The 23088-nt window shown below is 66.8% G+C and carries 23 protein-coding genes; 4 read left to right on the top strand and 19 right to left on the bottom strand.

Annotated elements, in window-relative coordinates; genetic code table 11:
* Nucleotides 1–20: 20 nt before the first annotated feature.
* The gene (locus ACYX4S_RS00340; protein WP_476361464.1) at nucleotides 21–950 is read left to right on the top strand and encodes a DMT family transporter; all 930 of its coding nucleotides are present in this window, start codon (nucleotides 21–23) and stop codon (nucleotides 948–950) included.
* Between the two features lie 16 nt (nucleotides 951–966).
* Here ACYX4S_RS00340 and ACYX4S_RS00335 read toward each other — a convergent pair whose 3' ends face one another.
* Both ACYX4S_RS00335 and ACYX4S_RS00330 read right to left on the bottom strand, forming a co-directional pair.
* Nucleotides 967–2106: a nickel/cobalt transporter gene (locus ACYX4S_RS00335; RefSeq protein WP_476361463.1), complete on the bottom strand. Its 1140-nt coding sequence runs from the start codon at nucleotides 2104–2106 to the stop codon at nucleotides 967–969.
* 14 nt (nucleotides 2107–2120) lie between these two features.
* Nucleotides 2121–2783, bottom strand: a complete 663-nt coding sequence (locus ACYX4S_RS00330; protein WP_476361462.1) for a DUF1007 family protein — start codon at nucleotides 2781–2783, stop codon at nucleotides 2121–2123.
* A gap of 354 nt (nucleotides 2784–3137) precedes the next feature.
* Here ACYX4S_RS00330 and ACYX4S_RS00325 point away from each other — a divergent pair, with 354 nt between their 5' ends.
* On the top strand, nucleotides 3138–4214 hold the full coding sequence (locus ACYX4S_RS00325) for a Leu/Phe/Val dehydrogenase (RefSeq protein WP_476361461.1): 1077 nt from the start codon (nucleotides 3138–3140) through the stop codon (nucleotides 4212–4214).
* A 19-nt stretch (nucleotides 4215–4233) separates the two neighbouring features.
* Here the strand turns inward: ACYX4S_RS00325 and ACYX4S_RS00320 are convergent, their stop codons facing one another.
* The 5 genes from ACYX4S_RS00320 to ACYX4S_RS00300 all read right to left on the bottom strand — a co-directional run bounded on the left by ACYX4S_RS00320 (nucleotide 4234) and on the right by ACYX4S_RS00300 (nucleotide 8515).
* A complete protein-coding gene (locus ACYX4S_RS00320) occupies nucleotides 4234–5142 on the bottom strand; it encodes a LysR family transcriptional regulator (RefSeq protein ID WP_476361460.1) in 909 nt (302 codons plus the stop codon).
* Nucleotides 5130–5645, bottom strand: coding sequence for a DUF2937 family protein (locus ACYX4S_RS00315; RefSeq protein ID WP_476361459.1), 516 nt, complete (start codon nucleotides 5643–5645; stop codon nucleotides 5130–5132). The genes ACYX4S_RS00320 and ACYX4S_RS00315 overlap by 13 nt, the downstream gene beginning before the upstream one ends.
* 83 nt (nucleotides 5646–5728) lie before the next feature.
* A complete protein-coding gene (locus tag ACYX4S_RS00310; protein WP_422069972.1) occupies nucleotides 5729–6703 on the bottom strand; it encodes a WD40 repeat domain-containing protein in 975 nt (324 codons plus the stop codon).
* 2 nt (nucleotides 6704–6705) lie between these two features.
* Entirely contained in the window at nucleotides 6706–7785 is a 1080-nt protein-coding gene (locus ACYX4S_RS00305) for a CobW family GTP-binding protein (protein WP_422069973.1), read from the bottom strand.
* 262 nt (nucleotides 7786–8047) lie between these two features.
* Nucleotides 8048–8515, bottom strand: coding sequence for a methylated-DNA--[protein]-cysteine S-methyltransferase (locus ACYX4S_RS00300; RefSeq protein ID WP_293722691.1), 468 nt, complete (start codon nucleotides 8513–8515; stop codon nucleotides 8048–8050).
* 144 nt (nucleotides 8516–8659) lie between these two features.
* On the opposite strand from ACYX4S_RS00300, the gene ACYX4S_RS00295 reads away from it, so the two are divergent.
* Nucleotides 8660–9838, top strand: a complete 1179-nt coding sequence (locus tag ACYX4S_RS00295) for a pyridoxal phosphate-dependent aminotransferase (protein WP_476361458.1) — start codon at nucleotides 8660–8662, stop codon at nucleotides 9836–9838.
* A 71-nt stretch (nucleotides 9839–9909) separates the two neighbouring features.
* Here the strand turns inward: ACYX4S_RS00295 and ACYX4S_RS00290 are convergent, their stop codons facing one another.
* The 4 genes from ACYX4S_RS00290 to ACYX4S_RS00275 form a co-directional block, all read right to left on the bottom strand.
* Nucleotides 9910–10347 (bottom strand): AprI/Inh family metalloprotease inhibitor, encoded by a 438-nt coding sequence (locus tag ACYX4S_RS00290; RefSeq protein WP_422069976.1) that lies wholly within the window; start codon nucleotides 10345–10347, stop codon nucleotides 9910–9912.
* A 107-nt stretch (nucleotides 10348–10454) separates the two neighbouring features.
* Nucleotides 10455–11429, bottom strand: a complete 975-nt coding sequence (locus tag ACYX4S_RS00285; RefSeq protein WP_476361457.1) for a 2-hydroxyacid dehydrogenase — start codon at nucleotides 11427–11429, stop codon at nucleotides 10455–10457.
* A gap of 62 nt (nucleotides 11430–11491) precedes the next feature.
* Nucleotides 11492–12571: a LacI family DNA-binding transcriptional regulator gene (locus tag ACYX4S_RS00280; protein ID WP_476361456.1), complete on the bottom strand. Its 1080-nt coding sequence runs from the start codon at nucleotides 12569–12571 to the stop codon at nucleotides 11492–11494.
* A 115-nt stretch (nucleotides 12572–12686) separates the two neighbouring features.
* Nucleotides 12687–13637 (bottom strand): DMT family transporter, encoded by a 951-nt coding sequence (locus tag ACYX4S_RS00275; RefSeq protein WP_476361455.1) that lies wholly within the window; start codon nucleotides 13635–13637, stop codon nucleotides 12687–12689.
* Nucleotides 13638–13878: 241 nt separating this feature from the next.
* Between ACYX4S_RS00275 and chrA the strand changes: the two genes are divergently transcribed.
* Nucleotides 13879–15231: a chromate efflux transporter gene (gene chrA, locus ACYX4S_RS00270; RefSeq protein WP_476361454.1), complete on the top strand. Its 1353-nt coding sequence runs from the start codon at nucleotides 13879–13881 to the stop codon at nucleotides 15229–15231.
* Nucleotides 15232–15270: 39 nt separating this feature from the next.
* Here the strand turns inward: chrA and ACYX4S_RS00265 are convergent, their stop codons facing one another.
* The 8 genes from ACYX4S_RS00265 to ACYX4S_RS00230 form a co-directional block, all read right to left on the bottom strand.
* Nucleotides 15271–15741, bottom strand: a complete 471-nt coding sequence (locus ACYX4S_RS00265; RefSeq protein WP_422069980.1) for a MarR family winged helix-turn-helix transcriptional regulator — start codon at nucleotides 15739–15741, stop codon at nucleotides 15271–15273.
* A 171-nt stretch (nucleotides 15742–15912) separates the two neighbouring features.
* Entirely contained in the window at nucleotides 15913–16500 is a 588-nt protein-coding gene (locus ACYX4S_RS00260; protein WP_293722667.1) for an NAD(P)H-dependent oxidoreductase, read from the bottom strand.
* On the bottom strand, nucleotides 16500–17081 hold the full coding sequence (locus ACYX4S_RS00255) for an NAD(P)H-dependent oxidoreductase (RefSeq protein ID WP_476361453.1): 582 nt from the start codon (nucleotides 17079–17081) through the stop codon (nucleotides 16500–16502). Before ACYX4S_RS00255 ends, ACYX4S_RS00260 begins: the two co-directional genes overlap by 1 nt.
* A 17-nt stretch (nucleotides 17082–17098) precedes the next feature.
* Nucleotides 17099–18499, bottom strand: a complete 1401-nt coding sequence (locus ACYX4S_RS00250; RefSeq protein ID WP_293722661.1) for an FAD-binding oxidoreductase — start codon at nucleotides 18497–18499, stop codon at nucleotides 17099–17101.
* Nucleotides 18492–19835: a cytosine deaminase gene (locus ACYX4S_RS00245; RefSeq protein ID WP_476361452.1), complete on the bottom strand. Its 1344-nt coding sequence runs from the start codon at nucleotides 19833–19835 to the stop codon at nucleotides 18492–18494. Before ACYX4S_RS00245 ends, ACYX4S_RS00250 begins: the two co-directional genes overlap by 8 nt.
* Nucleotides 19836–19885: 50 nt before the next feature.
* Nucleotides 19886–20746 carry an ABC transporter permease gene (locus tag ACYX4S_RS00240; RefSeq protein WP_293722655.1) on the bottom strand — a complete coding sequence of 287 codons (861 nt, stop codon included), beginning with the start codon at nucleotides 20744–20746 and terminating at the stop codon, nucleotides 19886–19888.
* A 44-nt stretch (nucleotides 20747–20790) separates the two neighbouring features.
* Complete coding sequence (locus ACYX4S_RS00235; protein WP_476361451.1) at nucleotides 20791–21591, bottom strand: ABC transporter ATP-binding protein; 801 nt, start codon at nucleotides 21589–21591, stop codon at nucleotides 20791–20793.
* A 117-nt stretch (nucleotides 21592–21708) separates the two neighbouring features.
* The gene (locus ACYX4S_RS00230; protein ID WP_476361450.1) at nucleotides 21709–22743 is read right to left on the bottom strand and encodes an ABC transporter substrate-binding protein; all 1035 of its coding nucleotides are present in this window, start codon (nucleotides 22741–22743) and stop codon (nucleotides 21709–21711) included.
* Nucleotides 22744–23088: the final 345 nt, after the last annotated feature.

Here is a 23088-nt window from a genome sequence, read left to right as displayed (position 1 = left end):
TTCTTCCTTAAGACGAGAAGATGATCGCTGACCGCCCCCTTCTCGGCATGATCTTCATGCTCGGTTTCTGCCTTCTGGCGCCGCTCGGCGATTCCATCGCCAAGATCCTGGGCGAAAGCCTGCCGCTGGCGCTGATGGTTCTTGCGCGCTTCATGGCCCAGGTCGCCATCCTGATCCCGCTGGCCTGGGCAACCCGGCTGAAGCTCGCCATGACGCCGCGCATTCTGCGCCTGACGGTGCTGCGCACGCTGCTGCACATCATCGGCATCGGCGCCATGTTCCTGTCGCTGCGGTTCCTGCCGCTGGCCGATGCGATCTCCATCGCCTTCGTCATGCCTTTCATGATGCTGCTGCTCGGCCGCTTCGTGCTGGGAGAGCAGGTCGGCCCCTATCGGCTCGGCGCCTGCATCGTCGGTTTCGTCGGCGTGCTGCTGGTCATCCGCCCCAACTATGCCGAGGTCGGCACCCCGGCCCTGCTGCCGCTCGCGGTGGCCGCCGCCTTCTCGCTGTTCATGATGGTAACCCGCAACGTCGCCAAGGACGTGGACCCGATCGCACTTCAGGCCGTAAGCGGCGTTGTCGCCGTCGTTCTCATGGCGCCCGCGATCTGGGGCGCAAGCCTGCTCGGCTTCGAAAGCGGCCTGCAGGGCGCGCTCGAGACGCTTGCCACGCAGCCGCGCACGCTCGCGCTGCTGCTCGGCATCGGAACGCTGGGCACCCTCGCCCACCTGATGATGACGTGGTCGCTGCGCCTCGCGCCGGCCTCGACCCTGGCGCCGATGCAGTATCTTGAGATCCCCTTCGCCACGCTGATCGGCTGGGTGATCTTCGCCGACCTGCCGGACGGGCTTGCCGCCGTGGGCATCTCGCTCACCGTCGGGGCCGGCCTCTACGTGATCCATCGCGAGCAGGTGACGGCGCGGCGCGCGGCGGCAGCCGAAACGGCGTAGTGCCGGCCTCCTGACGTCAGCCCCAGCCAAGCGAGGCGATCAGGAGCGTCGCCCCGAGGAACAGAACCAGAAGCGCGCCGAGCCCCTCCACCACGCGGTGAACCGTCATCGCGCGGCCGTCGCCGGCAAGCCGCAATGCCACGCTTTTCGCGGTCACCGCCAGCGTCGCCAGCAACGACACGGTCAGTCCCGTGCCGAGCGCCATTGCGAAGGTCGCACCGACGCCCGCGAGCCACAGTCCCTGCGACATGGCGAAGACCAGCACCACCAGCGCGCCCGTGCAGGGCCGCAGACCGACCGCCAGGATCACCGACCATGCGCGCGTCAGCGACATGGGCCCGGTGATCTCCTGCGCCATGGGCGCATGAGAGCGGCCGCAGTCCGGACAGATCTCGACCGCAGGCGTCTCGATGGAGCGGTGGCGCAGCCCGACGCCGGCCGGTCTTGCCGAACCGCCAAAGCTTGAAACGCCGGGCGACGTCGTCGCGGCGGAGGCGGAGGCCGAAAAGACGCTGTCGAGCGGACTGCAGGCGACCTGCGCGCCAAGCGCCCGGGGCCGGCGCTCGGGAATGAGCGGGCGAATGATCTTGCGCCAGACCAGGGCCACGCCCAGCAGGGTGACGGCGAGATAGGACCCCAACTCGAACCAGCGTGTCGTCTCGGTGATGGCGATGGAGGTCATGCGCAGGATCACGGCCGCGACGCCGATGAGCAGGATCGCCGTCAGCGCCTGGGCCATCGCCGAGACGAAGGACAGCACCACGCCGCGCCGGAGCGTCTCGCCATTGGCAACGATATAGGACGAGATGACCGCCTTGCCGTGTCCGGGGCCGGCGGCATGGAAGACGCCATAGGCAAAGGAGAGGCCCATCAGCCAGATACCGGCCGTGCCGTCCGCCTTCATCGCCTTGATGGCCGAGGTCAGCGCGCCGTAGAACGCCGTTTGCTGCGCCGCGACCCAGGCAAAGAAGCCGGCAAACGGGCCGCCCGGCGTCATGGTCGTCTCCGGCAGGCCGACACCGAAGGGCGAGGGCGCGGCGACCGCCGCCCCTCCGGCCAGAACGAGAATGACGGCACCGAGCAACGCGACCGCCAGGCGCGGACGGGCGGGGTGTCGGGTCGAGATGACAGGTCCGGGACGGGAGAGGCCCGACATCGGCGGAAGTCCTTCTACTTGCAGGCGATGGTCGCCGTGTTCGACAGGGTTTCGGTGATCGTCATCAGGTCCGCCGACGGCTCGCGCTGGTCCTGCGGGATGGCGGCCAGCGTCGTGGCGGTCTGCGGATCCAGTTCCGGCGGCGGAGTAAAGGTGAGCGTACAATTTGCGGGCGCCGAAACCATCTCGAAGGGCGTGTCGCGGGACATCTCGAAGGCGACGAAATAGGTCGGATCGAAGACCTCGAGCGTGATCTTGCTGGCGTCCATCACGAGCGGCTGGGCAAGCGGCAACGTGTAGAAGAGCGTCAGCTTTCCGCCATAGAAATCAAGCCAGTATTCCTCCGGCTCGCCAAAATCTATGTCCTGGTCGCCACGCTGGAGATAGGTGAAGAAGTCATATTCGGCCAGCGATTCCACGTTGATCTGCGCAAGCGGCTGAAGCTCCTCGCGGGTCAGCTTGCCGTCGCCGTCCGCGTCCAGCCCCTGGACCGCGAAAGCGGTGAAGGCCTCGTCGAACTGCCAGACATGGCGAATGCCGGTGACCCGGCGGTCCGCATCGAAGACGACTTCCGACCGCGCCTCGACGAAAACATGGGGATGCGCCTGCGCGGCCCCGCCCGGTACGAAAAGCCCGAGAGCGGTCGCAAGACCGGTCGCTGTCGTCCGTGAGATCATGTGTTCTCCAGCCTCGCGAGCCTGAACAGGCTCTCCGATTGTCCCCGCTTGGGCCCGTCCGGTCTATCCCCGCCTTGCGCCTGCGCGCGATAATGCGCCTCTTCACGGCAACAGCAAGGCACGCCCCGGGGACAGGTGGTCACGCGCCTCGCTTCTTGCGGCGACGATTTTCCGAAAAATCGCGCAATATCGAAACAAAAATAACAAAATTTACGCAGAACTGAGGCCGACAAGATCCAAATTCCGCAAAAAACCGGGCAGGATTTCCGAAAAAGAGGAACGCCTCGCCGCCATCGCCCGTTCCGGGGCGGACGGCGAACGGGCGCTCCGAAAACCGGATCTCAGGAGGAAGCCATGACCGCCCCGGTGTCGCGCCGTCAGATCGTGACGGCGCCCCCTTGCGTCTTCGACCATCCAGAGTTCGACGCCCACGAGCAGGTCGTCTTCGGCCATGACGAGGCCACGGGCCTGTCGACGATCATCGCCGTGCACTCGACCGCGCTCGGCCCCGCGCTTGGCGGGTGCCGCATGTGGGCCTACCCGAACCCGGGCGAGGCGCTCACCGACGCGCTGCGCCTGTCGCGCGGCATGACCTACAAGAACGCGCTCGCCGGGCTCGACCTGGGCGGCGGCAAGGCCGTCATTCTCGCCGATCCGCGCCGCGACAAGACGCAGGCTCTCCTTGCCGCCTTCGGCGGTCAGGTCGACCGACTCGCCGGCAGCTACATCACGGCGGAGGATGTCGGCATCTCGGATGCCGACATGGAGGTGGTCGCGACACGCACGGCCCATGTGCGCGGCATTCGCGCCACCGGCCTCGGCGACCCGTCGCCCTATACCGCGCTTGGCGTCTTCCGGGGCATCCAGGCCGCGCTCGCGCATCGCTTCGGCTCGGATGATCCGGCGGGGCGAACCGTGACCGTCCAGGGGCTCGGCCATGTCGGCATGGATGTCGCCCGCCGCCTGCACGAGGCCGGCGCCAGGCTGACCGTCGCCGACATTCACCAGCCTGCCGTGGAGCGGGCCGTCGCGGACTTCGGCGCGAAAAGCGTTGCCGCCGACCGCGCCCATGCCGTGGAAGCCGACGTCTTCGTGCCCTGCGCACTCGGAGCCGGCCTCAACGACGAGACGATCCCGGAACTCGGCGCCCCCATCGTCGCGGGCGCGGCCAACAACCAGCTTGCCGAGGAAAGGCATGACGCGGCCCTGCGCAAGCGCGGCGTGCTCTACGCGCCCGACTACGCCATCAATGCCGGCGGCGTGATCTCGGTCGCGCTCGGCAAACCCGGCGTGGGCGATGCCGCGATCCGCGCCAAGGTCGAGGCGATCGGCGACACGCTTGCCCGGATTTTCAGGATCGCGGACGAGAGCGACCAGCCGACCCAGGCGGTCGCCGACCGGCTGGCCATGGAGCGACTCGCGGCCCTGTGACGCCTCGCGGGGCGCCGCGTCAGCAGATTTCGCCGCGCCGGCGCATGTCGGAAAACCATTCGCCGAGAAAGTCGACGAAGGCACGCACCTTGCCGGAGAGATGGCGCCGGTGCGGGTAGACGACATGGATCGCCTGCCCCGGCGGCTGGGTTCCGGCCAGCACCTCCACGAGCCGGCCTTCCCTGATATCGCGATGGACGAAAGGGTAGGGCGTGCGCAGGAACCCGAGCCCGGCGATGGCCGCAAGGCGTGCCGCCTGGGCGCTGTTGACCTCGACGCGCCCCTTGACCGACACCGACGACCGCACACCCTCCGTCTCGAACTGCCAGTTGTTGCGGAAGCGGTAGTTGTTGTCGATGACGCAGGGACGATCGCTCAGGTCCTGCGGCACACGCGGTTCGCCGAAGCGCTCCACCGCCTCCGGCGATGCGCAGACCACCGTGCGCAGATCCGAAAGCTTGCGCGCGATGAGGCTGGAATCGGTCAGTTCCGTCACGCGGATTGCCGCGTCGAAACCTTCCTCCACGAGATCCACGAACCGGTCCTCGAGCCTGAGATCGACCGAAATCTCGGGCTCGCGCTGGAGGAAGGCGACAATCGCGGGATTGAGAAAATCGTCGCCCATCGACCGTGGCGCGGAGATCCGCAGCGTGCCCCGCGCCGCCTGATGGGTGTTCTGTACCGACGCCTTGAGATCGTCGATCCGGGTAAGGATGTCGCTCGCCTCCTTGTAGAAGGCCTGCCCGACTTCGGTCAGCGAGATCTGGCGCGTAGTCCGATTCAAAAGACGCGCGCCCAGCTCGTCCTCCAGTTCGCCCACATACTTCGAGACGAGCGCCTTGGAGCGCCCCAGGTCCCGCGCGGCCGCCGAAAAGCCGCCGGAATCGACGACTTTCAGGAAGCAGCGCATCCGGCTCAATGTGTCCATTCATTGTCTCCTGCACGGGCCCGCCGCCGACGCCTTGCAAGACGCCCGATCAGTCCACCCCCGAATAGCACGCTCAGGAAGCCGCCTCCGGCCATGATCGCCCCTTCCGAGGTCACCGGCACGCCGGGCTCGAAGTCGCCCAGCGTCGCCTCCGCCAGCGCCGGATCGAGGGAACCCGCCATGACAGCGACCCGGGCGAAGGGACCGGCCTCAAGCATCTCGCGGCGCTGCCGCTCGAGCCGGTCGAGCCTCGCGATGGTTCGCCCCATGCGCTCGCCCTGCGCGCGGACCAGCCCGTCGGAGGCGCTGGAGAGCATCGTCACCGCCTCGGAAACGCTCAGCCCGTTGGCCCTTGCATCCTGACGAAACTCCTCGACCACCAGCGTAAGCGCATCGATGGCACCGCCAAGACGCTGGCGATACTGCTGCGCGAATTCGGGAAGCTGGGACGTGGTCGCACCACCCGCCAGGGCAACAAGAAGCATGACGGCCCGTGCGATCATCCCCTCTCCTTCCCGCCGGCCCCGGGGCCGGCCTTCGCGCCACGTCGGCGAACCGGGAGCCGGACGAACCGGCTCCCGGCCTGTCAGAGCGACACGACGCCGGCCTCGCCGGCCTCCGTGCCGTAGACGAGCCGCATGCCGCCCGCATCCCAGCACAGCGAGCTTACGGCGCCTTCGCCAGGACGGCGCAACAGCACCTCCTGGCCGTCCTCGAAACGCGCCAGAAGCACCATGCCGTCCTGATAACCGATGGCGACCACCTCCTCGCCCGGATGGCACGCCACCTGGGTGATGATCTGGTCCGACCGGGTGCCGAGCTGCAAGGGCTGCTGGCCCATGGGTCCGTTCTTGCCGAAGAAGGGCCAGCATATCGCGGCATTGGCGCCCGAGGTCGCCAGATAGCGCCCGCGCGCCGACCAGCTCATCGACTTCACCTTGGACGGATAGCCGGTCATGCGCATGTCCTGCGCATCGGAAAGCCGCCAGCCGTGCAAGGCGTTTTCCTGCATGGTGGTGACGAGGTACTTGCCGTCGGGCGAGAAGCTCGCGCCCGTGTGTGCGCCCTTCCACTCCAGCTCCTGCGCCGCGCCGCTTGCATTGACGAAGGCGAGAGTCGCCCCGTCATAGCGCGCGATGGCAATGCGCAAGCCCTTGGGAGCGAACGCAATTCCTCCCACTGCGCGCGTTTGCGGAAACTCGCGCAAGGGGCCCTCGCCCGTGGTCACATAGGCGGTACGGCCGACCGCGAAGCCGACGGCACCTTGCGGCCCGCAGGCAACGAGGTCGATCCACTTGCGCGGCAGTTCGGCGAGTGTCTCGGTGGTGCCGTCCGGCGAGACCCGGCACACGCGCCCGTCATCGCCGCCGGTGACGAAGGCATCGCCGGACAACGTGCGCGCGGCGGCGAGAAGACCGCCGGCATGGGCCTCGATGCGTTTCTCGCCGGTGCCGGTGAGCACGACGACAGTGCCGTCTCCGAGCGCGAAGGCCGGATCGCCGGCAAGAAAGCTGGCGGCGACGACGAAGGAGCCCGGATCGAGCGGAGCAACGGACACCATGCTCAGTCGGCCTCGCAGGCCTTGAAGCCGGTCTCAAGGGCCTCGAAATCGAGGTCGCGGCCGATGAAGACGATACGGCTCACCCGCTCCTCGCCTTCCTTCCAGTCGCGCTGGTGATCGCCTTCCATGATCATGTGGACGCCCTGCAGGACATAGCGCTGGTGATCGCCCTTGAACGACAGGATGCCCTTGAGGCGAAGGATGTTCGGCCCCTGGATCTGGCTCACGGTCCCGATCCACTGGAAGAAGGTGTTGGGCTCGAGATCGCCGGCGGTGAGCGAGATGCTCTTCACCGCATGGGCGTCCTCGTGGTGGTGGTGATGGTGCCCGTGGTCATGAGCGTGATCGTGGCCGTGGTCATGATCATGATGGTGATGATCGTGGTCGTGATCGCAGTCGGGGCCGCACACATGCTCGTGTTCCGCCTCTTCCAGGAAGTGCGGATCGAGCGAGAGGATGCGGTCGAGATCGAAGGAGCCGCGGTTCAGCACCGTGTCCAGCGGCACGTCGCAGCGCTCGGCGCGCTGAAGGACCGCATAGGGGTTGATCGCGTGGATGCGCTCCTCGACGGCCTTGAGCTCGTCGGCGGTGACGAGATCCGTCTTGTTGAGCAGGATCACGTCGGCAAAGGCGATCTGGTCCTCCGCCTCCTCGGTGTCGGCAAGGCGGGCGAGCACGTGACGGCAGTCGACCACGGCCACGACCGCGTCGAGCTTCGCCTTGGCACGCACGTCATCGTCCATGAAGAACGTCTGGGCCACGGGCGCCGGATCGGCGACGCCCGTCGTCTCGACGAGGATCGCGTCGAAGGCGCCCTTGCGCTTCATCAGGTTCTCCACCGTGCGGATGAGGTCACCACGCACGGTGCAGCAGATGCAGCCGTTGTTCATCTCGAAGATCTCTTCGTCGGACTCGACGAGGAGGTCGTTGTCGATGCCGATCTCGCCGAACTCGTTGACGATGACCGCGTAGCGCTGGCCATGGTTCTCCGTGAGAATGCGGTTCAGCAGCGTCGTCTTGCCGGCGCCGAGGTAACCGGTCAGCACGGTGACGGGGATCTTGTCGTCCTGGGATAGGGTCATGGGTCTGCCTGACTTTGAACTCGTCTGACGTGGAGGCCGTTGCCGGAACGGCGCGCGACCGCCCGAACCTCCGGAAGAAATCGTCTTGAATTGCGTCGGCCCGAAGGCGTTCCTTGCGGGCGGGGATCAGCTCCGCGCGGCATCGAAGACGCGCGGTCCGTTCCCCCCGATATGGGGTTTTCGTGCAACCCGACTATAGAAATCTTTTCGACTTGGCAAAACGGATCGCGGCGGCCCCTCCCCGGAACGCCGTTTCCACGCCTCATACGAGGAACGGATAGCCGCCCTCGAGACGCAGGAGCGCGATCTTCGTGTCGAGCCCGCCGCGTCCGGAATAGCCTCCCAGGCCGTTCGCCGACAGGATCCGGTGACAGGGGATGATGACCGGAACGGGGTTCGCGCCACAAGCCTGTCCAACCGGCTGGCCGTGGGTTCCAAGTGCCTTCGCGATCTCGCCATAGGTGCGCGTCTCGCCGAAGGGAATCGCCAGCATCCGGGCAAAAACCGCCTGATGGAAATCGCTGCCGCGTGGCGCGAGCGGCAGATCGAAGACCGTCCGCTCCCCGGCGAAATAGGCGCGAAGCTGCGCGGCCGCCTCTTCCAGAAGCGGCGAGGGACTGGCATCGCGCGTCGCGTCCCAGCCAAGGCGGACGATCGCGCCGTCGCGTTCCTCGACCTCGAGCAGGCCGACCGGGCTTTCAACATGGATGACGCGGCCTGTGTCGGCCATGCGGGACCCCTCCGCTCGCAATGAAGCACATGTGGACGAAGGAGTTTCGCACGCGCGCCCACCCGGCTAAAACCCGAAAGACGAGTTTCATCACAAGACGAACCGGACGCGGACGCGAGCGCCACGACCCCGGCGGGAGGACCCATGCTCAAGACCATCGAGGCATTCAACCGCATCGGCGAGGAGAACGCATTCGCCGTTCTCGCCCGCGCGACCGAGCTGGCCGACGAGGGCCGCGACATCATCAACCTGGGCATCGGCCAGCCGGACTTCCGCACGCCCGAGCACATCGTCGAGGCGGCGGTGAAGGCCCTGCGCGACGGCGAGCACGGCTACACTCCGGCGACCGGCATCCTGCCGCTGCGCGAAGCCGTGGCCGCCGACGTGGAGAAGCGCACCGGTGCGGCGGTCGACCCGGGCAACGTGGTCGTCGTTCCGGGCGGCAAGGTCACCATGTTCATGGCGATCCTCATGTTCGGCGAGCCGGGCGTCGACATTCTCTATCCCGATCCGGGCTTTCCCATCTATCGCTCGATGATCGAGTTCACCGGCGCCAATCCGGTGCCGATCCCGATTCGCGAGGAGAACGAGTTCGCCTTTTCGGCCGAGGAAACCCTGTCGCTGCTCACGCCGAACACGCGTCTGGTGATCCTCAACTCGCCCGCCAACCCGACCGGCGGCGTCACGCCGCGCGCCGAGATCGAGAAACTCGTCGCCGGGCTCGCGAAACGCCCCGACATCGCGATCCTCTCCGACGAGATCTACGGCCAGATGACCTACGAGGGCGCGGAGCACTGCTCGCTCTACGGGTTCGAGGAGATCCGCGACCGCCTGATCCTGCTCGACGGCTGGTCCAAGACCTACGCCATGACCGGGTGGCGCATGGGCTACGCGGTGTGGCCGGAGGCGCTTCTCGACAAGGCGCGCAAGCTCGCCGTCAATTGCTGGTCCTGCGTCAACGCCCCGGCCCAGTTCGCCGGCATCGCCGCCCTCACGGGGCCGCAGGATGCGGTGGCACGGATGATGGCGGAGTTCGACATCCGCAGGAAACTGGTGGTCGAGGGGCTCAACGCGCTCCCCGGTGTCTCCGCCCGTGTGCCCATGGGAGCGTTCTACGCCTTCCCCAACATTCGCGAGACGGGCTTCAAGGCCAAGCCGCTTGCCCGGGCCCTGCTTGAGGAGGCGGGCGTCGCGGTGATCGGCGGCCCCGATTTCGGTGTGCTCGGCGAGGGCTACATCCGCCTTTCCTACGCCAATTCGGCGGAAAACATCTCCCGCGCGCTCAAGCGCATGGAGGAGTTCCTCGCCTCGGCCCGCCCCTGAGGCCACCCTGAAACACGGAACGGGCGCCCCGCGGGGCGCCCGTTCCTCGTGATCCGTAAACGTTCTTGGCTTCAGCGCGCGCCGGGGATAAGCGCCGACAGGGACAGCGCATGTTCCGGCGTCATGACCAGGAACAGGCCCGCCGGCTCAACCGAGGCAAGGCCGTCGACCTCGCCCACGTCGAAGACGGCAACCGGAGCGCCCGCCGCATCGCAAAGCTCGATGCCGCCCTCGGGCAGCATCCGCCAGCCCGTGACACGCCCAGCACCCGGAAGCACGCGCTCGCATCCCGGTGCATCGGCGGCAAGATCCGCCGCGACGGCGCCCGTGCGCAGGGAGAGCCGGCAGGACGCGCCGGACAGTTCGTCCGCGAGACGCCACGTGCCGGCCACATCGTGCTCCAGCGGCCCCGCACCGACGAAGCCTGTTCCGAAGAACACGAGCGAGAACATCGCAATCGAGAGGATCTTTCCGATCCTCGCCATCCGGTCCCTGGCTCTTTGTCGCATGTCCAGACCTCCTGAGCGGCCGGACGCGCGATTCGCGCATCCGGCGGTTGCAGTCTGCGAGTCTGGACCCTGTTCCTTAACGGCTGGTTAAGGATGTTTAAGCGCGCTTAACCCTGTTTGCGGCGGGTGAAGGGCGTTTCCGCCACCGGGGTCACCGGACGCCCGTCGTTGAACCACCCGAGCAGGTTGTCGACGACAAGCTGGCCCATCCGGTTGCGGGTGAGATGGGAAGCCGAGCCGACATGGGGAAGCAGCACCACGTTGTCCATGGCGATGAGTTCCGCCGGCACCTGCGGCTCCTTCTCGAACACATCGAGACCGGCGGAGAGGATCGTTCCGTCCTGCAGCGCCTTCACCAGCGCCGGCTCGTCGATCACGGTCCCGCGCCCGACATTGATCACGATGCCTTCCGGACCAAGCGCGGACAGGACCTCGGCATTGACGATCCCCTTGGTGGAGGCACCTCCGGGAGCCACGACCATCAGCGTATCGACGGCCTCCGCCAGTCCGGTCAGCGTGTCGTGATAGGTGTAGGCCACATCGCCCTGCCGGGTGCGGCCATGGTAGTGGATGTCCATGCCGAACGCCTCGGCGCGCCGGGCGATGGCCTTGCCGATGCGCCCGAGACCGAGAATGCCGAGCGTCCGGTTCTGGAGGCTTGCGCGGGTCAGCGGATACGGCCCTTCCGAAACCCACTTGCCTGCGCGCAGGTGGCGCTCCGCCGCGCCGAGTTCACGCACTGTCATGAGCATGAGACCGAGCGCGGTGTCGGCCACCTCCTCGCTCAGGACCTCGGGCGTGTTGGTGACGCAGATCCCCTTCTCGCCGCACAACCTGGCGTCGACCGAATCGTAGCCGACCCCGAAGTTGGCGACGATCTCCAGATTCGGCAGCTTGCCGAGGAGTTCGGCATCGACCGGAACATGGGCCCCGCCCGCGATTGCCGTGATGCGCTCCCCGAGCGCCGGATCGAGCGAGGCAACATCCTCGCGGCCGATGCGATGGATGGTGAAGTGCTTCGGCAGTTCCTCCTCCACGAGGGCATTCATTCTTCCCAGCACAAGAATATCGGCCAGAGCCATGGTTGTGTTCTCCCTTTGGTGCGGTCTTGTCGTTGAAGGTGTGCGGCGGACGTTGAGCCCGCTCAGCTTTCCGGCGGAGGTGGCGGCGTGCTTTCGCGGATCCGCAGCTCCGGTGGAATGAGGATGTGTTCGTCGGTGACCCGTTCGCCGCCGATCTGACGCAGGATCAGGCTCGCCGCCCGCGCCCCGATTACCTCCGGCGCGTTCCATACCGAGGTGAGCGACGGCAGTCGGCTGTCCGCGCCGTCCGTGTCGTCATAGCCGCCGAGCGCCATGCCCGGCCCCGGCTCGACCCCGTGCCGCCGCAGCGCGGACAGAATGCCGTAGGCGACAAGGTCGTTGAAGGCGAAGACCGCGGACGGACGCGGATCGGCCGCCAGAAGGGTCGGCACCACGTCGCGCCCGTCCGCCTGGGTCATCAGTTCGGGAATGTCGACCTGGCCGGTCGCGTCGATGCCGGCCTCGCCCAAGGCCTGCTTCCAGCCGAGATTGCGCTCGCGTCCGGCGGAGGTCGCCCGCCGTCCGCCGACCATGGCGATGCGTCGATGCCCCTGCCCGATCAGATGGCGGGTGAGCATCAGCCCGCCGAGAAAGTCGTCGCCGCGCACAACGGGAGCGCGAACGCCCGCCACGTCCCGGCAGATCAGCGTTACCGGAATGCCGGCATCCACGAGCGCGTTGACCTCCTCGGCTTCGGTCCCGACGGAGGCACACAGCACCAGCCCGTCGATCCGGTGCTGCAACAGCGTGTCGACGAAGGACCGCTGGCGGCTCACGTCGTCCCGGTGGTTGCAGATGAGCACCACCTGCTGCTCGCGGCCGAGTTGGTCTTCCAGCGCCCTGAACACTTCGGCGAAATAGGGATTGAGAATGTCGTGGACGGCGATGCCGACCATGTTGGAACGCGCCGTCCTGAGAGCCGCCGCCGAGCGGTTGTAGATGTAGCCGGCCTTGCGGGCGTGTTCCTTGATGCGCTCACGGGTTTCCGCCGCCACCAGGGGCGAGTTGCGCAGGGCGAGCGAAACCGTGGCGGTGGACACGCCAAGCTGCATGGCGAGGTCGCCGAGCCTCAACCGCCGTCCGGAGCGCCCGTCGTCACCATCGTCGCCCGCGCTCCGGTCTGAACCCGACCCGTCCCTCACTCCGCTTCCGCCTCCTGCCTCGCGCCGCCCCCGGACGCGTTCCGGGAAATCAAATCGATTGAATCACATGACCGGCCACCGCGCGAGAGGCAACAGCACCCGCGCCGGCGGTTCGCTAGTCGCGCTTCACGCCGGCGTCCGGCAGCACGGGCGCGGTACGCGCGACCTTCTGCTCGCGATAGAGGATGTAGAGACCCGATCCGACCACGATCGTCGCGCCGGCGAGCGTGTAGACGGTGGGAACATCGGCGAACACCGCGTAGCCAAGCCCGATCATCCACAGGATCTGGGTGTACATGAAGGGGGCAAGGACCGCTGCCGGGGCCAGGACATGGGCCCGAATGAGCGCGAGATGGCCGATACCGCCCCACAGGCCGGTGGACAGAAGCAACCCCCAGGTCAGGACATCCCCCGGAGCCGTCCAGGAGGAAATGCCGGCCGGCGTCATGGCCAGGGTGGCCACGCCGCCCGAGATCACCAGCATCGACATGGGGGAATCCGTATGCGCCAGCATGCGTGTCATCAGCGCATAGAGCGCGTAGCTCAACATGGCGCAGACCGAGAGGAGAGCCGCCCAGTTGAGGCCGCCAAGGCCCGGCCGGGTCACAACCAGCACGCCGCAGAAGCCGACGATGACCGCCATCCAGCGGCGCATTCCCGCCCATTCGTTCAAGAGCGGGCCGGCGAGCGCGGTCACCACGAAGGGCGCGGCGAACATGATCGACACGGTTTCGGCGAGCTGCAGATAACGCACGGCGAAAAAGTTGAAGAGCGTCGAGCCCATCAGGCACAGCGCCCGCAGGATCTGCAGCCCCCAGCGGCGAGAACGGAACACCGTGAGATCGCGCCAGAGCCGGAAGATGACCACCGCATAGATCACGTGCGTGAGAAAGCGCATCCAGACGATCTGCTGCGAAGGCAGGCTCTGCCCCAGATACTTCGCCGTCGCATCAAGCGCGGCGAAACACAGAAACGCAAAGGAGATCAAGGCAATTCCGAGGAACCGCTCGGGAATGAACCCCCCGTCCGACTTCCCGTCGCGAACATGCTGCTGGTCGGACGCCAATCGCCTTCTCCCTCCTCGGCCGGACACCGGCGCGCAAGCCGTGCCATGGAGCCCGCACGGTCTTCGCGACCGCGTGGCGGACGCCTCGCGAGCCGGCCCGTCCGCCCGCACCCGCATTTGTCTTACTTAATAGACACCGAGTCTTGCCGCAATCGCCGCCCGTGTCATGGTGGAGATACGCATTGCCGCTATGCGTTTCGCACAATGCAGCCCCCAGCCGAAAGCACGGACACATTCTGGAATGACGCATCCCGTTTCCGAGACGCCCGCTTCCGAGATACCTGCCTCCGCGCAGCTCACGCTGTCCGCGCTTGCTTTGCGTGCCCTGCGTATCGGCCTTATGTCCTTCGGCGGGCCGGCGGCCCAGATCGCCCTGCTTCACCGGGAGTTCGTCACCGAGGCACGCGCGATCAGCGAGGAGCGCTTTCTCGGCGCGCTCAATTTCTGCATGATTCTTCCAGGCCCCGAGGCGCAGCAGCTTGCCACCTACTGCGGCTGGCTGACGGGCGGACTGCGAGGCGGCCTCGTCAGCGGACTTCTGTTCATCCTGCCGGGCGCCGCGCTCATGCTTGCCCTGTCCATCGTCTACGTCACGTTCGGCGACACGGGCCTGGTCGCCGGCCTCTTCTACGGGGTCAAGGCGGGCGTACTTGCCATTGTCGTGCAGGCCCTGATGCGTCTGGCCGCCCGCGCGCTCAAGACCACCCTGTCACGCACGATCGCCCTTCTTGCCTTTGCCGCTCTCGCGTTTGCCCAGGTCCCCTTTCCGCTCGTGATCCTGGCGGCGGGCCTTGCCGGCGCGGTGTTCAGCCGGACCAAGCCGACAGTCCCGGCTTGCGACGACGCCGCGACCTCCGGTCGGTTGGCCCGCACCGGTCTGGGTCTTCGCGGGATTGCCGTCGGTCTGGCGCTCTGGGCCGCGCCGGTCGTGCTCGCCGCCGTCCTGCTCACGCCCGAAAACGTGCTGGTCGACATCGCGGCCTTCTTCTCCACCATGGCGTTGGTAAGCTTCGGCGGCGCCTATGCGCTGCTCAACTACATGGCCCAGGTGGCGGTCGAGGCGAAGGGATGGCTCGACGCGGGCGAAATGCTCGACGGCCTCGGCCTCGCGGAAACGACACCGGGGCCGCTCATCCTGGTGACCCAGTTCGTCGGCTTCATCGCCGGCTACAGGGAGGTTTTCGCCCACGCCTCGATCACCGGCGGCGTGCTTGCCGCGATGCTGACGACCTGGACGACCTTCGCCCCGAGCTTCCTCTTTGTGCTGGCGGGCGCTCCCCACGTGGAACGCCTGCAGCGCATCGGCTGGATGGCGGGCGCTCTGGCCGCCATCGCGGCCGCGGTGGTCGGAACCATTCTCGACCTCGCGGTCTGGTTTTCGGCGAACGTGCTGTTTCGCGACCTGGGCGAGGCAACACTCGGCCCCTTCACGGTCATGGTGCCGCGACCGGAAAGCCTGGACACGGCAGCGCTGGCGCTGGCGGTCCTCGCGGCGCTTCTTCTCTTCGGCGCGAAACGGGGGGTCGCGACCGTCGTCGCGGTCAGCGCACTTGCGGGACTGGGCCTGGAGTTGGCGGGACTGGCAACGCCCTGAGGCATCAGGCCAGACCGAGGCATCACGCCAGGCCAGCCGTCACTCGGCCTCGTCCGGCTCCAGGTCGATGTCGTCGGCGAGACGGGAGCCCAGGTTCTTCTCGACCTGGCGCAGCAGCTTGCGCAGCTTCTTGCGGTCCTTGTCCTCCATCCCGGCCAGTGCCTCACGCTCGAGACGCTTCCAGGACTTGTCGATCGTCTCGACGAGCGCACGCCCCTCGTCGGTCAGGAAGACACGGGAAAGCCGGCCGTCCGTCTCCGAGGCCGCGCGGCGCAGAAAACCCTGCGCCGAAAGCCGGGTCACCATCTTGGTCACCGTCGGCGGCTGAACGCTGAGCGCGGAGGCAAGCTGGCTCATCGTCTGTCCGTCCGTGTCGAACAGAATCTTGAGAACGGCCTCCTGACCCGGATGCAGACCGATCCGGGAGAGGTGGGTGCCAGCGCGCGAACGATGGGCCTTGGCCGCCTGACCGAGCCGGAACGTCACGCTTTTCTTGTAGTTGAATGCCATGATCGGATGTCTAACGCCGGCAAATGACCTCTTCATGACAGGATGGACGCGAATGCATGAAACGCGGTCATCCTCCCGGTTCCGCACAGTGTGGCGGCATCGCGCCCCGCAGGCAATCCGTCAGGATCGCTTCTCCCGCGACGCGCCCGGCTTTTCACCGGCATAGCCGCCTTACCAGCGCCCGAGCACCTTGCGCACCTTCGCGATGTGCTTCTCGCGCGCGGAGGGTGTCGCCGTGTCCATGTTGTAAAGCGCCATGTAGCGGGTCGTGCAGGTCGGCGCGCACAATGCGCGGATGCCGCGCAGGATCGTCTTGCGGCCCGGCTCGCCGATCAGCTTGGAGATCCACCAGCTCGCCCCGCAGCTCGTCACGACGGCAAGCTTCCTCACATGCTGCATCCGGGGCGTCATGGGACGCGTTTCGGTCGGGATGTCGAAGGTGACATGCGGCACCCACACCCTGTCGAGGTAGCCCTTCAGCATGGCTGGCAGACCGTACCACCAGGTGGGGTAGACAAAGACCATCGCCTCGGCCCATTCCAGGTTGCCCACGTGATCCTCGATGCCGGCGCGGTTCTTTTGCGGATCCTCGTAGTCGAGCCAGCGCTGGCGGGTCAGAACCGGGTCGAAGCCTTCCGAATAGAGATCGGTGAAGCGCACGTCGTGTCCGCCGGCGACCAGCGTCTCGCGCGCGGCGGCCGCGAGCGAGGCACCGAAACTGTCGCCGCTCGGATGGCAGAAGATCAGAAGGACACGCATCAAAGCTCCTGGAGGGTTCGCTTCACCTTGTCGCGGAACGCGTCGCGTCGTGGTGCGTCCGCCCGGTTGAGGTCGTAGAGCGCGAGATAGGACAGGCGTCCGGTCGGTGCGATGAGCGCCCTGAGAACGCGGCACACGAGCTTGCGCGGCGGATCGCCGACGAGGAAGGCGCGAAGTCGCGATCCCCCGTAGGTCGTCACCGTTACCAGCCGGCGGATATGGCCGAGATTGGGCTTCACCACACCGTTCTCCAGCCGGAACGAGACACCCGGCAGGAAAACGCGGTCGAAATACCCCTTCAGGATCGCGGGAAAACCGTAGTTCCACACGGGGTAGACCAGAACCAGAGCCTCGGCGCGCAGCAACTGCTCGACCTCGAAGGCAACGCCTTCACGGTTGCGCTCGAGGTCGTGGTAGGCCAGTCGCTCCTCGCGGCTCAGAACCGGATCGAAGCCGCGCGCATAGAGATCGAGTTCCTCAACCTCGTGGCCGGCTGCCACCAGCGTTGTCACGCAGTCCTCGCGCAGGGCCGCGCTGAAACTCGTCTCGACCGGATGGGCCGATATCACCAGGACCCGCATGCGCGCCGCTCCACTCCCTAGCGGGCCAGCCCGGGAAACAGGAACGTCTGCTCGGACTCGAAGTCGAAGTCCGGGTTTTCCCAGGCGACCATCTTGCCCGGATTGAGCAGCCCCTTGGGGTCCGCTTCCTTCTTGAAGGCGAGCTGGACCGCATCGGTCTGCTTCATTCCGCCTTCCTCGAGCGTGTAGCGGTGCGGATTGAAGATCGGGCAGCCGTGCTCCTCGTGGATGCGGATGATTTCGTTCAACCGCTCCTCGGTGGTGTAGCGCACCACCGGCAGGCCGAAGCAGGTGATCCGCCCGTCGAAGCGCACGAACTCCAGGTGGCCAACCACCTCATCGCCGAACAGGTCGGCAAGCTGCACCGCCTTCTCGACGTGGTTGGGGAAGGGATAGAGCACCTGGAGATAGGTGATCGACGGATCGACGCGCAGGCCGCGCAGCGTGGTGTGGTTCCACGTCAGTTCGCAGACCGGCGGCAGCCCCTTGCTCTCCTCCTCGCTTGCCGTGTCGGCCCGGTAAAGGATGGTCGCGCTGGCGTCACGCTCGCAGAACGTGGCGAAGGCATCCATCGCAAACGGCGCGACCATCACTGCGCAGACCGACTGGTCCTTGCGCAGGAACTTGCGGTGACGCAGGAAATAGTCGTGGGGAACCGGCGCGCTGATTGGCGCGATCTCCTTGGTCAGGATGCCGTCCTGGTTGCCCAGCGCGTCGGCGAAGCGGGCCGAGGACGCGAAGTCGTCGAACCCCACAAGAACGTCCACCCAGTCGTAGCGCGCCGTAAGCGGCATGGTCACGTCGACGATGATGCCGTTGGTGCCGTAGGCGTGACTGACCTTGTGCAGTTCCTCCCCGGCGAGCGTGAGAACACGCGGTTCTGCCTCCATGGTCACCACGGTCAGCGACAGGATATTGCCGAGGTCGCGAAGGCCGCCCCAGTTGATCGAGCCGACACCTCCCGACCCGCCGGCGATGAACCCGCCCACGGTCGCCGTGCGGTAGGTGGAGGGATGCATGCGCATCTCCTGCCCGCTCTCCGCAACCGCCGCGTCGATATCGGCAATGATCGCTCCCGCTTCCGCCTTCACGACGCCAGCGGAAATTTCCAGCACGCGGTTGAGTTCGGCGAGATTGAGCACGATGCCGCCGGCAAGCGGCATGGCCTGGCCGTAGTTGCCCGTTCCCGCCCCGCGCACGGTGACGGGAATGTCACGCGCGTAGCAGGCGGCAAGCACCCTGATCACGTCCTCGCGCGAACGCGGCGTCACGACGAGGTCGGCGCTCACGTCGTCGAGCTGGCGCTTGAGAACGGGCGAATACCAGAAGAAGTCCCGGCTCTTCTGCCGCACGATCTGCGGGTTGTCCTCTATGGCGAGACCGTCGAGGTCGGCCTTCAGCGCGTCAATGTCATGCATGGGTCCTGGGCTCCATCAGATCGTCGAGTTCCCGGTGGTCGGGCAGGTCGCTCGAAATTTCGCGACCAGAGCGCAGCACGCGGCGCGGCCCCTTGGGTCTGGCTCCGAGTTCGTTCCAGTCACGCGCCGAGAAGACGACGAGATCGGCCGGCAGTCCCGGTTCGATGCGACCGCGCGTCCCCTCGCCGAGAAGCTCGGCCGGCGTGCTCGTCACCGCCCGGATCCAGTCGCCGACCGGATGGTCGAGATGGGCGATGCGCATGGCCTGCGTGAACACCTCGACCATATCCATATCGCCATAGGCATAGAAGGGGTCGCGGGTGTTGTCGGAAGCAACGGCGACCGGAATGCCCCGCGCCTTCATTTCGTGCAGCAGCGTCACGCCCCGCCAGCGCGGCGTGCGTCCGGTCTGGCGGTCCTGCAGATACATGTTGCACATGGGCAGGGACACCACGCCGATGCCGGCCCGCGCCACCAGGTCGAGCGTACGATCCGCTTCATCCGGCTCCTGGCAGGCGAGCGAGCAGCAATGCCCGACGACGATGCGTCCGCGGAATTTCCGCCGGATCGCCGTCTCGGCGATCATCGCCAGCGAGCGCGCCGACGGGTCTCCCGTCTCGTCCACATGGAAGTCGAGATCGAGCCCGCGCGCCTCGGCCGCTTCGAACATGGCGTCGAGATGCCCCGCGAGACCCTCGACCATGTAGGTCACGGCGCCGAGGGTTCCGCGCGCGCGGGCCACCACATCGGCCATATGCGGCAGGAATTCCGGGACGAGCAGGCTCTCGATGCCGAAGAGCGCGGAGGCCTGGAGTTCGATCCGGTCCGCCCATTCGACACGCAGCTCCTCGAAGAGAGGCCAGCTGATCCCCTCCTGGGGCGGGATCGAATCGAGATGGGTGCGGATCATCACCGTGCCCTGCGCATAGGCCGTTCGCAGGGAGAACTCCATGCGCCGGCGCAGGTCGGTCGTATTCCAGTTGGCCGGGCGGTCGGCACTGACCGCCTCCAGCGCACCGGCGAAGCTCCCGTCGGGATTCGGCCGGCGCGGCCAGATGTGTCCCTTGTCGAGATGGGTGTGCATGTCGACGAACCCCGGCAGCACGAGGCCGCCGTCCAGGTCGATCTCCGGTCCCGCCCCGCTGCCGAGCATATCCTCTCGCGAGACGACCGCGATCACGTCGCCATGCTCGACGAGGAGATGGGCAAGCCCCAGCCCGTCACCGCGCGGCTCGATCGCGCCCGAGGTGAGACACGCGGGAACGGTCGCGTTCTTCAGAACATAGCGGCTCGGCGAGAAGTCGGCGCGCTCGAGGGCGGACAGAGGTCGGCTCATTCTGGATGGCTCATGAAAATGCGCATGTCCCTGTTCGCGTTTGGGCCCGCTCAGGCGTCCCGTTTGATGGCGCTTTCGTGCCAGTCCTTGAGCAGCAGGTGCGACAGCACGCTGAGGCAGGCGAAGATGATGATGCCGGTGACCGAGATCAGCAGGATGGCCGCGAACATGCGCGGAATGTTCAGCCGGTAGCTCGCCTCCAGGATCTTGAAGGCGAGACCCGAGCCGAGCCCGCCGGTACCGGCCACGAACTCGGCAACGATCGCGCCGATGAGCGACAGTCCGCCCGCGATCCTGAGACCGCCCAGGAAGTAGGGCAGCGCGGCGGGAAGCCGCAGGAACCGCAAGGTCTGCCAGCGCGTCGCCCCGTAGAGCTGGAACAGGTTGCGCAGGTTGTGGTCGGCGGAGTTCAGGCCCAGCGTCGTGTTCGACAGGATCGGGAAGAAGGCCACGATCCAGGCGCAGATCAGCAGACCCGCGATCTTCGAGGGCACATAGATGAAGATCAGCGGCGCGATGACGATGACCGGGGTCACCTGCAGGATGATCGCATAGGGGAAGAACGACATCTCCACCCATTTCGACTGCGCGAAAAGCACGGCCAGTCCGACGCCGCCGAGCGTGGCGATGGTGAGCGCGCCCAGCGTGATGGCAATGGTGGTCATCAGCGCGGGCCAGAGGGTTGCCCAGTCGTCGACAAGCGCCTGCACCACCCGGTCGGGGCCAGGCAGGATGTAGTGCGGCACCTTGTAGGCATCCACGTACCATTGCCACAGGCCAATGGTGGCGATCATGACGATGATGGGCAGCACCCAGCGCGCGATCCGCTCGAAGCGGGCGGCACGGGCCTTTCGGATCTCTGCCGGGTCGAGCGGAACGCCCGAGGGGCTGGAGGCGGGGTTGGTGTCCAAGGGAACGCTCCTGCTGTCGGTCCGTGTCCGGTGCCCCCGCGGCCTCAGGCCCCGGGCGCCTCGGCGGCCATTGCTGCCTGCAGCGCGTCGGAAGCACGCCGGCAATGATCGGAATAGACATGCGACGTGCGGAACGCCTCGTCGCGCGGATAGGGCGCATCGATCGCCAGGTCGGCCACCACCCGTCCCGGGCGGGCCGCCATGACGACGATGCGGTTGGACAGATAGACGCTCTCGAACACCGAGTGGGTCACGAACACCACCGTCCAGCCGAATTGCTCCCACAGACGGAGCAGGTCGTTGTTGAGACGAAAGCGGGTGATCTCGTCGAGCGCGGCGAAAGGCTCGTCCATCAGCAGCAGCCGGGGCTTGGTGACCAGCGCACGGGCGATCGACACCCGCATCTTCATGCCGCCGGACAATTCGCGCGGATAGCTGTCGGCGAAGTCGGCCAGCCCGACCATGTCGAGCGCCTCCATGACCTCCTTGCGCGCCTTCGCGGCCGAGCGCCCCTTGAGCTTCAGCGGCAGATGGACGTTGGCAAAGACCGTCGCCCAGGGCATCAGCGTCGGCTCCTGGAAGACGAAGCTGATGTCGTGCGCCTCCGCGCCGCCAGCGTTGCGCCTGCTCGGGGCGTGCCCCTCGTCGGACCAGCGCAGGCGGCCCGACGTCGGACTGGACAGGCCCGCGACGATCCTGAGCGCCGTGGACTTGCCGCAACCCGAGGGGCCCAGCAGGCTGATGAACTGTCCCGCGCCGATGTCGAGGGACATGTCCTTCAGCGCGACGGTCGCATTGGAAAAGGTCTTGGAAACCTGGTCGAGTGAAACGATTGGCGCTGTCATGCGCGCTCCGTGGCAGGCGGGGGCGGACCGGAATGAACGCGGGGCAGCCTGGGTGGCCCGCGAGCCGGGCCTGCCGGGACGTGCCCCGGCAGGCCGATCAGGCCTTTGGAAGGGCGCTTACTGTCCGGTCAGCTTCTTCTTGATGTCAAGACCGACGCCCTTGTTGACGAAGTCGAGCGTGTAGGACTGCTTGATGTCGAGTCCGTCCTCCACAACACCGGCCTTCACCATCTTGGCGTAGAAGTCATCCATGCGGGCGTCGGTCATGGCACCGATGCCCATGGTCTCGGTATCGCCCGAATCGACGATGCCGTATTCCTTCATCTTGTCGATGGAGAAGGCAATCTGCTCGGCCGTCATCTCCGGATTGGCGGACATGATCGCCTTGGTGGCGGCCGAATTGTCACCGTACAGGAAATTGTACCAGCCGATGGCCGAGCCCTCGACGAAGCACTTCACGGCCTCGGGGCGGTTGGCGACCGTGTCGGCCATCGTCTCGATCGTGGTGGCGTAGGTGCTGAAGCCCTCGTCGGCGAGCAGGTAGATGTCGGGCTCGAACCCGCCCTCGCGCTCCACCGCATACGGCTCGGAGGTGACATAGCCCTGCTGGCCGGCCGCCGGATCGGCAAGGAACGGCGCCGGGTTGAACGTGTAGGGCTTGCGCTGCTCGACGGTGAAGCCGAACTCGGAGATCATCCACTGATAGAACGAGGCGAAGCCGTTGTCGCCGATGAGGAGCGGCGCATCGCCGGCCATCGCCTGGAAGCTGTCGTACTTGCCCGGATGGGTGATGATGACCTGCGGCTCCTTCTGGAAGTCCGCCGCCACCACCGTGACCGGAATGCCCTCGCGCAGGGCGTAGAACGCCTGCAGCATGTTGCCACCCATGTGGAAGTCGATCTTGCCGGCCAGCATGAGCGCGCGGTTGTTCACCTGCGGGCCGCCGGGAACGATGGTCACGTCGAGGCCACAGGCCTTGTAGGTTCCGTCCGCGACGGCCTGATAGTAGCCGCCGTGCTCGGCCTGGGCGAGCCAGTTGGTGCCGAACGCCACGGCCTCCTGCGCCTGGGCCGCGCCCGCTCCCAGCGTCAGTCCGAGCGCCGTCGCCAGCCCCAGTCGGGCACCAAGGTCCTTAAATCGATCCGTCCGCATATCGCTTTCCGCCTCCGCAAGCTGTTTGCCGGCTCCCCGTCCTGTTTCGGACGCGCGCGAGCCGGAGCGATTCCGTGTGGCCAATCCCGGTCCCCGGAATCGGCCGCGGATACGAAGAGCAAAGCGCATGCCATCCGCATCCCTCCCCGCCACGGGCCGGATATCCCGTCCGTGACCGCTGGTAAAAGAGACTAGCCCAGGACGGACGCACAAAAAAGCGGCAAGAGCGAACCGCCAACGCCTTCTTCCGCGCCATCGGCCGCCGGTGGAACCGTCGCGCTTTCTCCTGCTGGGATGGGAACTTGTCCTTTCGCCGCCGCCGCGCTTGGATGGGAGGACACCCGC

Source organism: Stappia sp. ABD4_338, assembly GCF_056312175.1.
This window is presented reverse-complemented; position numbering and strand designations above follow the sequence as displayed.